13 protein-coding genes are annotated in these 11,583 nt (G+C 40.3%); 2 read left to right on the top strand and 11 right to left on the bottom strand.

What is annotated here, in order from left to right:
* Positions 1 to 188 precede the first annotated feature (188 nt).
* From AC3CAU_RS10205 to moaCB, 5 genes are read right to left on the bottom strand one after another with little or no spacing between them, the layout of a single operon-like run.
* Positions 189 to 824 carry an ATP-binding cassette domain-containing protein gene (locus AC3CAU_RS10205; RefSeq protein ID WP_131218398.1) on the bottom strand — a complete coding sequence of 212 codons (636 nt, stop codon included), beginning with the start codon at positions 822 to 824 and terminating at the stop codon, positions 189 to 191.
* A 1-nt stretch (position 825) separates the two neighbouring features.
* Positions 826 to 1,509, bottom strand: coding sequence for a molybdate ABC transporter permease subunit (gene modB / locus AC3CAU_RS10200; protein WP_131218400.1), 684 nt, complete (start codon positions 1,507 to 1,509; stop codon positions 826 to 828).
* A 27-nt stretch (positions 1,510 to 1,536) separates the two neighbouring features.
* Positions 1,537 to 2,298 (bottom strand): molybdate ABC transporter substrate-binding protein, encoded by a 762-nt coding sequence (modA, locus tag AC3CAU_RS10195; RefSeq protein ID WP_447054468.1) that lies wholly within the window; start codon positions 2,296 to 2,298, stop codon positions 1,537 to 1,539.
* Positions 2,299 to 2,327: 29 nt separating this feature from the next.
* Entirely contained in the window at positions 2,328 to 3,557 is a 1,230-nt protein-coding gene (locus AC3CAU_RS10190; protein ID WP_447052830.1) for a molybdopterin molybdotransferase MoeA, read from the bottom strand.
* Positions 3,557 to 4,480 (bottom strand): bifunctional molybdenum cofactor biosynthesis protein MoaC/MoaB, encoded by a 924-nt coding sequence (gene moaCB, locus AC3CAU_RS10185; protein WP_424621221.1) that lies wholly within the window; start codon positions 4,478 to 4,480, stop codon positions 3,557 to 3,559. Before moaCB ends, AC3CAU_RS10190 begins: the two co-directional genes overlap by 1 nt.
* An 852-nt stretch (positions 4,481 to 5,332) precedes the next feature.
* Between moaCB and AC3CAU_RS10180 the strand changes: the two genes are divergently transcribed.
* Both AC3CAU_RS10180 and AC3CAU_RS10175 read left to right on the top strand, forming a co-directional pair.
* Complete coding sequence (locus AC3CAU_RS10180) at positions 5,333 to 6,382, top strand: aromatic ring-hydroxylating dioxygenase subunit alpha (RefSeq protein WP_131218410.1); 1,050 nt, start codon at positions 5,333 to 5,335, stop codon at positions 6,380 to 6,382.
* A 27-nt stretch (positions 6,383 to 6,409) separates the two neighbouring features.
* Positions 6,410 to 7,456, top strand: a complete 1,047-nt coding sequence (locus AC3CAU_RS10175; protein ID WP_131218412.1) for a xylose isomerase — start codon at positions 6,410 to 6,412, stop codon at positions 7,454 to 7,456.
* 32 nt (positions 7,457 to 7,488) lie between these two features.
* On the opposite strand, the gene AC3CAU_RS10170 is transcribed toward AC3CAU_RS10175, so the two are convergent.
* The 6 genes from AC3CAU_RS10170 to fdhD form a co-directional block, all read right to left on the bottom strand.
* Positions 7,489 to 8,070 (bottom strand): TetR/AcrR family transcriptional regulator, encoded by a 582-nt coding sequence (locus tag AC3CAU_RS10170; RefSeq protein ID WP_131218414.1) that lies wholly within the window; start codon positions 8,068 to 8,070, stop codon positions 7,489 to 7,491.
* Between the two features lie 211 nt (positions 8,071 to 8,281).
* Positions 8,282 to 8,725 (bottom strand): molybdenum cofactor biosynthesis protein MoaE, encoded by a 444-nt coding sequence (locus AC3CAU_RS10165; protein WP_131218415.1) that lies wholly within the window; start codon positions 8,723 to 8,725, stop codon positions 8,282 to 8,284.
* A 2-nt stretch (positions 8,726 to 8,727) separates the two neighbouring features.
* Positions 8,728 to 8,982, bottom strand: a complete 255-nt coding sequence (locus tag AC3CAU_RS10160; protein ID WP_131218417.1) for a MoaD/ThiS family protein — start codon at positions 8,980 to 8,982, stop codon at positions 8,728 to 8,730.
* 1 nt (position 8,983) lies between these two features.
* Positions 8,984 to 10,000: a GTP 3',8-cyclase MoaA gene (gene moaA, locus AC3CAU_RS10155; protein ID WP_250697892.1), complete on the bottom strand. Its 1,017-nt coding sequence runs from the start codon at positions 9,998 to 10,000 to the stop codon at positions 8,984 to 8,986.
* Positions 10,001 to 10,076: 76 nt separating this feature from the next.
* Positions 10,077 to 10,676: a molybdenum cofactor guanylyltransferase gene (mobA, locus tag AC3CAU_RS10150; protein ID WP_131218444.1), complete on the bottom strand. Its 600-nt coding sequence runs from the start codon at positions 10,674 to 10,676 to the stop codon at positions 10,077 to 10,079.
* Between the two features lie 10 nt (positions 10,677 to 10,686).
* The gene (gene fdhD / locus AC3CAU_RS10145; protein WP_447054481.1) at positions 10,687 to 11,490 is read right to left on the bottom strand and encodes a formate dehydrogenase accessory sulfurtransferase FdhD; all 804 of its coding nucleotides are present in this window, start codon (positions 11,488 to 11,490) and stop codon (positions 10,687 to 10,689) included.
* Positions 11,491 to 11,583: the final 93 nt, after the last annotated feature.

Raw genomic sequence — 11,583 nt, 5'->3', positions numbered from 1 at the left:
GTGAAAAAAGACATTCTGCATAAAATCTGCAATAATTTCACAGATACCCGTATCTATTTGCAAACTTCCCATCATATAACCTGCGGCAACATGAATAATTTAAGCAAATTAAATTTATTTCACCAACTGATTTAAATAACATATTATTTTTAATAAACAATTCCTTCTTAAAATTTATTTATTTTTTACTAAGTCATTTGCCCTTGGTTTAACTGCAGAATATTTGCCCCTAAATATTCCAGTTCTTCAGGATGATGAGTGACATAAATCATCGGCAAATCCAGCTCATCTTTCATCCGCTTAAAAAACGGTAAAATCTGCTGTTTCAGTTTACTGTCCAGTCCGGTTAAAGGCTCATCCAGCAACAGCAAATTCGGTGAAGATAATAAGGCACGGCCAATCGAAACCCGCTGTGCTTCCCCGCCTGACAGCTGGTTCGCTTTACGCTGAATCAGGGGTCTTAATTCCAGTAATTCCAGCACTTCTTCAAACTGGAATTTTCGTTCCGGTTTAGCTACTAATTTTTCTGCATAACGTAGATTCTGCTGTACATTCAGGTGTGGGAACAGCAAGGCATTCTGGAAAATTAAAGCAATTTTACGTTGATGCATCGGTACATGAATGTTTTGCTTTGTATCCAGCAAGATACGCTGATTAAACTGGATGTAACCCTGCTGTGGCTTGAGCAAACCCACAATATTTTTTAGCAAGGTGCTTTTACCACTCCCCGATGCCCCGACGATGCCTAATAACGGTTGCTGCATCTCCAGTTCAACATTCAAGCTAAAATCGGCATGCCGATATTGAAAATCACATTTCAACATTTCAAGCTCCCAATTTACGTTGATACTTTTGCAGAATAAAATAATTGGCGATTAAGGCTGAAAAGGCCAAAACCAAGGATAAGGCAACCAGCCGCATTGCCATGTTTTCACCATCGGGCTGTTGCAGAAATGAATAAATCGCAATCGGAATGGTGCGGGTTTCATCGGGAATATTCCCGACAAAGGTAATGGTTGCACCAAATTCCCCCAGACTTCGGCTAAAACATAAAATGCTTCCTATCAAGATACCGGGAATTGCCAGAGGTAAATTGATACTCCAGAACACCTTCCATGGTGCGGCACCCAGTGAACCGGCGATCTGGTTTAACTGTCGGTTCATTAACTGAAAAGACAAACGAATCGGGTGCACCATCAATGGAAACGCCACAATCATCGAGGCCAGCACGGCCCCTTTCCAGTTAAAAGCCAGTTGAATGCCCAGGGTATTTAAATATTTTCCAATCCATCCCTGATTGCCGAACAGGACCAAAAGCAGATAACCCAGAACAACCGGCGGCAACACCATCGGAAGCTGTAATAATGCTTCGACCAGAAACTTCAGCCGGAATTCATAACGCGCCAAATACCAGCCCATGGCTATAGCAAGAGGCAGACTCGTGAGCGTAGCAAACAAAGCCACTTTGGCCGACAGATACAATGCACTCAGTTCTTCAGGACTTAACATGGGTTCGCTGTCTCCTGCTGCATCTGCCTAGGATTTCAGCTTAAAGCCATATTTCTGGAAAATATTTTTGGCGGGATGGCTGTTTTTTACAAACTGTTCAAATTGTAGGGCTTCTTTATTTTTTGCACCCTGTTTGGTCAACGCCAGTGGATAAACAATCGGGCTGTGGGAATTGTCCGGCAAAACTCCAATTATTTTGACTTTCTGGCTGATGAGTGCATCTGTTTTATAGACTATGCCTACCTCACATTCACCACGTTCCACAAAAGCCAAGGTTGAACGGACATCTTCTGTCCCGACAATGCGACCCTTCAGACTGTTTAACCAGTTCAGTTTTATCAGACTTTGTTTGGCATATTTACCCGCAGGAACAGATTGCATTTGCCCGGTACATAAATGTCCTTTAAATGCCTGGGCAAAATTAAAATTGGACTGTGGCTTAAATGCAATATTGAGATTTTTCGGACTGATCACCACCAGTTGATTAAACAGCAGAGGTTTGACCGAGTTTGAACTGATGATATTTTTTTGCACTAAATAATTCATCCAGTCCTGATCGGCCGAAAAAAACACATCACTGCTCGCACCTGCTTCCAGCTGTTTTGCCAAAGCGGATGAAGCACCAAATACAGATACAATTTTAGTTTCCGGATGTTTGGCCTGGTAAATCTTGGCGAGATCGGTCATGGCATTGCTGAGACTTGCGGCCGCATAGACTTTGACTACCCCGGCATGGGCTGAGGAAAATGTCGTAGCGAGGCACATTGATAAAAACAGGAATTTTTTCATCTGTATTTTCCGTCTCAGTTAATAAAGTCTCAGCTAATAAATAAGCCTTGGACAATATGTCCTTCAGATAACGCAACGCCCGCAGGAATTCTGACCAGACAATTGGCCTGCATTAAATTGCTCAGCATATGCGACTGTTGTCTAGACAAACTTTTAACCTGTAACATTCCCTGATCAAAGCTGGCCGACATTCTTAAAAAGCGTTCTCTTGCATCCATTTTCAGATCATGAGTCAGTACTGCACTGAACCAATTCGGCGGCTGTTTTTGTCCTTGCAAGGCCTTTAACAAAGTTGCCGTATAAATTTGCATACCCACATAAACTGCTGCGGGATTTCCCGGCAGTCCCAATAAATAGCAAATTGTTTGGTCATCTCGGATTAATTCTGCAAAGAACATCGGCTTGCCCGGCTTCTGTTTGACTTTCCAAAAAATTTGTTCAAAACCTAAACTCAAAGTCACGGGTCGAATAAAGTCATAATCCCCGACTGACACACCACCGGTAGTTAAAACCAGATCATAACTTTGCGATAGATGTTGCAGTAAGGTTTTTACCGCTGCTTCGGTATCTGCCACATGGAAAATTTCCACCTGCTGTCCTTGATTCTGAAACCAAGCGTGGATCAAGGGTGCGTTGGCATCGAAGATTTTACCTGTTGCAAAATCCTCTAGTGTTTTCGCTACCTCATCCCCCGTGATCACTACTGCAACTTTGGGATATTGAAACACTTCAACCGTTTGAATGCCCGCCATACTTAGAGAAGCCACTGCACCCACAGAGAGTTGTTGTTCTTTCTTCGCCAGTATTTGCCCGACTGAAATTTCTTCTCCTACATCGCGAATGTCGGCATTGGCATTTAAGTGTTCAGTTATGGCAATTCGGGTTGAATCAACAACATGAACAATTTCCTGACGGGCCACCGTGGTGGTTGCAAATGGAATTTTAGCGCCAGTAAAAATTCGAACCGCTTGGCCTGCCTTAAGCTGCAATTCAGACAGATGCCCGGCCTGAATCTCACCGATCAGTTCAAATTCGGTATGCGGTTCAATCGCAGATTCTGCACATATGGCATAACCGTCCACCGCACTTTGAGAAAATAAGGGCAGATTGATAGCGGAATAAATATCTTCTGCCAAATAGCAGTTTAAAGCCTGATTTAATTCAACAGTCTCAGGCATTAAGGATTTGGTCTGATTTAAAATGAGTTTCAAAGCCTGATCTACCGTAATCAATCCCTGTTCAGCACCGCATCCCGACATTATTCATATCCTCCTGCATGGGGAATGTTTTTTTGTACATCGAATAAATGTACCAAGGCAGGCAGTACTGCAATTAAGGATTCTTTGGCACCTTGACGGCTGCCCGGTAAGGTCATCACCAGACTGTTGTCGATGTAACCGGCTACGCCACGACTTAAGGCGGCATACGGAGTACGCTTTTGTCCAAAACTGCGCGAGGCTTCCATCAGTCCGGGAATTTCCCGTTTTAATAAAGGCTGAAGGGTTTCGACGGTCAAATCTTTTGGCCCCAGCCCGGTACCACCCACCGTTAAAATCAGTGGATAGTGATTTTTTTGCTGTGCGATCAGTTCGAGTAACTGTTCCGGACTGTCTGGAATCACTTGATATGAAATATTATTGAAATTGGCTTCCTGCAAAATTTCCAGCACATTCTGTCCCGCAGTATCCGGTTTCTTGCCCGCAGCCACGGTATCGGACAGCACGATGACCGAAGCCGGCAAGGCTTCTTTTAAGGCACGGGTAAAATGGGACTTGCCGCCTTTTTTCTTTTGCAACTTAACCTGATCTAGGCATAAATCTTCCGGTTCACAATGCGGTTTCAGCATGTCATACAGCGTTAACCCGGCCAGGCTGACTGCGGTCAAGGCTTCCATTTCCACCCCGGTCGGCCCAATGGTTTCGACAACTGCGCTAATCTCGACATGGGCATCAAACAGTTCATATTCCACATCGGCACGGTAAATCGGCAATGGATGACACAGCGGAATCAGCTCATCAGTACGTTTCGCCGCTAAAATTCCCGCAATGCGTGCCGTCTTTAAAGCATCACCTTTTTCAGTATTACCGTTACGGAGCAACTCAATGCAATGTGGCGGTGCGTGCAGAATTCCTGTCGCCACTGCAGTCCGGTAACTCTCTGCCTTCATCCCGACATTTTTCATTACGTATTCCTATTGTTCAAGCCATTCAAACTAACATGTATTTACTGCTTTTTTAGCTGATCTGAGCAAAGAGAGAAAAAAATTGGATCAATTTCCAGGTAATTTTTCTTATAAATATTAGTTTCATATTCGAATATAATGTAAGGACTACTTTCTAAAACAATATTTATAGCTTGTACTCCTAAACCCAAGCTTTAAATTCTATTTAATTATTTAAGCCCTACTTTATTCGATTCATAGAACGAGAGAAAAAGCTAAATTAAAGTGCAATAACTTTAATTTAAATTATCTCATAAAAAACACAGTTTAAAAAATACATTTTAATATATTATTATAATTTAAATTCAACAACTTATAATTTTATTTTTTCACAAAAATTAAATCAAATCCATTTTGGTTATAAATTTAAAAGTTTGTAAGCTATATTATTATAAAATAACAAGAAAATTTTATCGGTTTTAAATTGATAAAATTATTTAAGTATTTTCTTCAAAAAGTGGTTGCGCTTTGTTCAATAACGTTTTAAGTTAGGGTTATGTTAAGTGTTCACTTCAATAATTTTTTTATTTAAACGTAAAGAAATAAGCATGAACTTATCAGGGATGTGATTTTAGAATCACGTGCAAATCTATAGTCATTCAGGTTTGCCATACAGGATGAAAAAAACAAAAAGTTAATTTTTCACTTTACTCAAAGTCCATCAAAATTTTGGCATGTAGCGCGCTAGTCAAAATAGCCATACCGAAACAAGCCAAGGATTAATTCTGTCTCTGAGTAAAACGATTTCATGATTGAAACGTGAGAAATTAAATAGTTTGATCACAACGATCAGAATACAAATGGAGATTGATAATGAGCAGATACTTAAGAAATACTTGGTATCCATTAACTTGGTCAAGCAATGTTGAACGTAGCCTAAAACGTCATACTGTTATTGAAGAAGATATTGTTGTATACCGTAAAGTAAATGGTGACATTGCTGCACTTTCAGATGCATGCCCACATCGCCTTGCCCCCCTTTCAATTGGACGTTTAATTGGTGATTCAATCGAATGCGGTTACCATGGTATGACTTTTGATTGTTCTGGACAATGTGAAAAAATTCCGGGGCAACGCCGCATTCCTTCTAATCTTCAAGTTCGTAGCTATCCTGTCACCGAAAATATGGGCATGGTTTGGATCTGGATGGGGGATGAGGAAAAAGCCGATAAATCTAAAGTCTTTGACCTCAAAGAATTCCATGATCCTCAATACAGTTATGTACTAGGCGATGCATTGCATGTCGATGCAAATTATTTAAATTTAGCTGACAATTTATGTGATCCTTCTCACGTTGCTTTTGTTCACCAATCCACCTTATCCAATAAAGAACATGGCGAAGTGCCTGTTCATCATGAGCGTCTCGAAGATCGAGTGGTCACTTGGCGCTGGATTAATAATTCACCGCTTATTCCTGTTTTTAAGGGTCTCGTTGACTTTGGTGGAAATGTAGACCGCTGGCACTATTATCATTATTTTGCACCTTCGGTTGCCATGATTGACTTCGGTTCTGCACCGACCGGAACTGGTGCCGAACAAGGAAATCGTGATCACTGCATCCAAATGTTTGCGTGCCATTTTATCACTCCGATTGATGAACGCACCTGCATCCAGCATTGGCTTTGTGTCAAAAACATTCCTTCAGACCCAGAAAAAGATGCCAAACTTTTGGCAGGTTTACGGATGGCATTTGATGAAGATAAAGCGGTTTTGCAGGCGATTCAAAAAAATGAAGACAAACTTGTAGATTTCAAAAGAGTCCGTATTGCAATTGATGTTTCCACAGTCAAAATGCGACAAATGTTGCAAGAAATGATTGAGGAAGAACAACTTGAAAATATTCCTTTTACAGAAGTTGTTTAAAAACCAGAGTCAAAAAGTAGGTCTAAAATGAACGAGCTTTTAATTGGTTGTAATGGTCGCGGTGTTCAAGATTCAAATTTTGAACATCCGGTTTCCTTAAATGAACCGAGTATTAACGAACAATTTCGTTTGGTGAAAGAGGCACAATTTTTTAACTTTTTTGATCGTATGCCATTACCAGATCAAATGGATTTGTTCAAATCACTCATTGAGAAATATGATCTTCCTGTACATACCACCAGTTGGTTATATGAAGTGGGTACAGATGATGAACGCTTAAAACAAAATTTTGCCCTTTCAAATGAAATTGGTGCAACGACGCATAATATGATGGTGTATTCACATGATCAGCAGGGGAATAAAATTTCCAACCAGCAGGTCATCGATTATTATCTATTTGCCTATGATGAAGGCATGAAACAAGATGTCGAACCCAGCTTTGAATTGCATGTCAATATGTGGAGTGAAGATCCTCGTCGAATTACACCGGTCGCTCAAGCCGTAAAAGCTCGCGGTATCCCCTTCAATTTCACCCTAGATTATAGCCATGTGATTTTCAAAATCGGCAATCAGCAAGAACTTGCGGCTTCAGGTATTTTGGAGGATGTACAGCAAAGAAGAATCGTTTTAGATCCATTCGAACCAAACAATTTGGTAGATGAATGGATTGAACAAGATATTATTCGTTGGTTACAAGTTCGTTCCGTTGCCCCCAATGGTCCACGTAACATTTGGGCACCCCATGACCCATTTGAAACCAAAGCATTATTACCTAAGCGCCCTTCTTTTAAGGTACAACAAGGCGATCCTGGACGAGGGATCTTATACCCATTTACCAAACCGGAACCGGGTGAATGGCATTCTGAATGGTTTGCCCACTTAGTTGAACCGTGTAAAGAAGTAGTTCGAAAAGTCCTTAAAAACCATAAAGACAATGCAAACTCAAGACTGCGTTATATCACCACTGAAATGATCACCCTTCCAGATTATGGCTTAAATGCGAAGTTTTCATTAATTGGACAAAATGCAGAAATTGCCAAGTTCACACGCACGACATGGCAAAATCTACATTAAATAGAGATAAATAAAAGGAGCATAAGCTCTTTTTATTTTAACAATTGATTAATTACAGATTCTTGAATGTGTTGCAACCATTGACTACAGGCCTCTGATTGCATCATGTCAGTATCTAACCATTGCTTACAGGTATATTGATGCCCCACATAAAAGAACCCCATCGACATGATGGTTAACAATACAAATTCCGCTTTTACCTGTGGTTTAAAAATATTCTGATCTTTCCCCAATTGTAAAATCGTCTCTGTTTTTTCTAATAATTCCAAAGGAGCTTGTTTAATTTTATCTGATTTTGCAAAAAACTCGCCACACAGTAAATTTTCTGACATCACCAGTCGAATAAAATTAGGATGAGTTAAATAATAATTCCATAATTGCGCCACCATTTCTTTAATGGCCTGAAGTGGATTATCTTCGGTAAATTGAAAGTCTTTTTGTGCCAAGACAATTTCCTTATACATTTCTTCTAGAACAATTTGATAAAGCTCTTCTTTATTCCCAAAATGGTAGTACAACATCCGATCTGTCGTTTCAGCATTACTACTGATGCGGTCGATACGCGCACCTGTATAGCTATATCTACAAAACTCCTCTTTTGCAGAATCAAGAATCCGCTTTTTTAACTCTTCAGGATTTTTTTTTTAGCCTGCATTTTCTTTAAAGGCACATTAACCACTCTGTTATTCATTTCCTTTGACCTTAACATAAATACGTATTTCATCCTATCAACAAATCTACAGCAAAAAATGCAGTATAGATGGCCTTACAGGATAGGATGATGAATCAATAATTCACAACAATATATTGATTAGGCTTAAAATTTCAGACTGTGGCATGATCATAACGGATACAGCAACCTGACACAAACTGACTCGTTCCATCTAGATAAAACTCTTCTTTCCAAACTGGAACTTCGTGTTTTACCCGCTCAACTGCTTCTTCACACGCTGCAAAAGCTTCGCGACGGTGTTCCGCATAGGCAATTGCAATAATGGCTTTTTCACCGATATCCAAATAGCCTACCCGATGGATCACCCGCACATAATGTACTTGATATTTTTGCTGGATGTCTTGTTCAATTTGCCGAATCATTTTTTCAGCTACAGGTGCATAAGCTGTATATTTCAAAGCTTGAACTACCTTACCTTCATGATGATTACGCACGGTGCCAATAAAAATACCGATTCCACCACACTGGGGAAATTGTTGAATAGAAGCAAAACTCTCTACCGTCAGTGCAGTATCTTGAATTCTGGAAAATGTCATCTTTAGCCTCCAGCCACAGGTGACAGCAGAACCAAGGTACAATCCCAATCAAGCGTGTTCTGACGTGAAATAATATCCTCTCCTATAGCACAGGCACAAAGTGAAATGGCCGATTCTGCCTGGGGGTAATTTTTGATAATTTGAGTTAACACCTGTTCAATTTGAATTGGACTTTCCATTTTCAGATGAATCGCTTCGGCAGGTAAAAAACGTGTGACCCCGCCATAAGCCTCTACTTGAATATTAATTTCACTCATTTTAACCTCCTAACATATGCATACTAATTTTTCGAGGCTGTTTTTTTGCATAAATTGCTTCAAACCCAGATTCTTTATGCCAAATATACTGTTGAATTTTCTGTTGCAGCTGCTGTTTAAACTCAAGATTAAAGCTGGTCAATAAAACATCCAATTGAGGTTTTAAAGCCAAACCTTGAGTCGCAAATAAACAGTTATATAACTCACCTTGAGCGGTCATGCGAATACGATCGCAACTGCCACAAAATGCGTGACTAATGGTTGAAATAATCCCGATTTCATACTGTTCATCTAGCAAATATCGTCTTGCAGGTTCGCTTCCTTGAGTTTGTAAATGAAGTTGATATTGGGTCGCTAGAACGGTCAGTATGTCTTGCTCTGTGACCACATCCTGCTTTTGCCAATGTGCATCGCCATCTAAAGGCATAAATTCGATAAAGCGTAAGCTCATATTTTTGGCTTTTGCCCATGCCACAAGCGGTAAAATTTGGTCTTCATTTTGTCCTCGAATGAGAACCGTATTAATTTTAACAGCCAATCCGACCTGTCGTGCCTGTTCGATTCCGCTCAGGACTGGCGCTAAATCATTTTTGGTCAGTTGCTGAAACTGTCCAGCATCTAGCGTATCTAAACTAATATTGAGATCATCTAAACCCGCTTGCTTTAAGGCCAAGGCATATTTTTTTAAATAATGTCCATTACTGGTCATGGAAATTCGTTTTAAGCCTAAAGGCTTGAGCTGTTGTAATTGTTTAATAAAATGCATCACACCTTTGCGCATGAGAGGTTCGCCCCCGGTAATCCGGATGCTCTCAATACCGCTTTGCACCATTAATTCACAGAATTGATAAAGTGCTTCAAAACCGACCAAATTTTTCTTATTGATCCACTCTGGATGCTCTGGCATACAGTAGCTACATTTAAAGTTACAACGATCTGTCACAGAAATTCTTAACTTACGTTTTTCTCGGCCAAATTGATCAACCCAGAGCGAGGCTGTATTTTGCATTTTCATCATTCTCTATCTGCAAATTGAATAAATAGCGTAGGGCTATCTTTTCAATTCATTACTTTTACTTTACTGACTTTCCATGTCATATGGACAACGCGTTTTGATACTGGGTTAATTCGAGTTCCGAGTTGATACTGTGAAAATAAACTGTAGGTTGATTGACCTTGACGACGGTTGCATTCAGGGCATCAAAACATCTTTTTAAGCTCAGCTTTTTTTGACTGACATGCTCCTCGATCACCTTCACAGCCGTACGCTTGATTAAACAAAATGGATATAACCCGTGGTTATTGATTTCGACATAAGCCACCAGACTAGCAGAATTTTGTATCAATGCCTGATGTAAAGATTGATATATTAAAGTTGGAATAACCGTAATATCACATGGTACGAACAAAATATAATCTGCACTCACATACTTCCATGCTGTTTGCATTCCTATCAATGGCCCTTCAAAACCTGAATTCTCATCAGAGAAGCACTTTATATTGGGCTGAATTTTTTGATAGATTGCATGATCACGATGACTGTTTACCCAAACTTGTGTCACCTCAGCGTTAAAGGCTTGATAAATCTTAACCAGTTGTATCTGTGTATCAAATTGCTGTAATAATTTATTTTTTCCTTGCATCCGAAGGGCTTGACCACCAGCCAAAATCACCAATTCCGTTTCGGGTAACATAGTTTTCACCTCAACTTTCCTGCTGAATTTGAGTATATAAAGCAAAACGTTTTTCTCTGCAAAAACTTGCTAAGGTGAGTCCTGCCTGTTCAGCCAAATCAATCGCCAAGGTACTCGGTGCAGAAATAGTCGCCAACATTGCAATATTGAATTGAGCACATTTACGAATCAACTCATAGCTGGCACGACTGGTCATAAAAACAAAGCCTTCAGCCACCTGAATGTTCTGTATTGCAAGATAACCTAGTAATTTATCTAAAGCATTATGACGACCTACATCTTCAAAAATGGCCTTAATTTCCCCCTGCTCCACCCAAGCAGCCGCATGCGCAGCACCTGTTAAAGCGGTAAGCGGTTGATGACGATTTAAATTTTTAACGGCTGGTTCTATTTGATTCAACCAGTGTGGATTAAAGGCTGTAGCCACCTGAGGAAGTTGCTGTTCAAATTGTTGTAAACTTTCTATTCCACACAAGCCACAGCCACTTCTTCCCACCAATTGACGCCGTTGCAGCTTTAATTGCACAAAAGCACTAGAAGCAATCTTCATCTCAATAACAACGCCCAGTTCACTGTGCTGAACGTCAATCGCATATAAAGCATGCAGATTTGGAATAATCCCTTCGGATAAACTAAAGCCTTTGGCAAACTCCACCAAATCTGTCGGTGTTGCCATCATCACCACATGGGAAATACCGTTATACACCAAAGCGACTGGACACTCTTGGACCACAAAATCTTCAAGTGTTTTTTTAGATTCTTGTTGGATACGCGTGACTGTTCTTGGCTCATAACCCATTAAGCGCTCTTCAATAGCTTTTTTTGTCACCACATCCTCATTTAAACCAGTGGACGACAGGCCGCTTTGCAACATGGCTTAACTTTCCTCACACTGAACGGGCAAAGT

The sequence above is a fragment of the Acinetobacter sp. GG23 genome, assembly GCF_057766365.1.
Note: the sequence above shows the minus strand (reverse complement) of the source record. Positions and strands in the feature narration are given on the sequence as shown.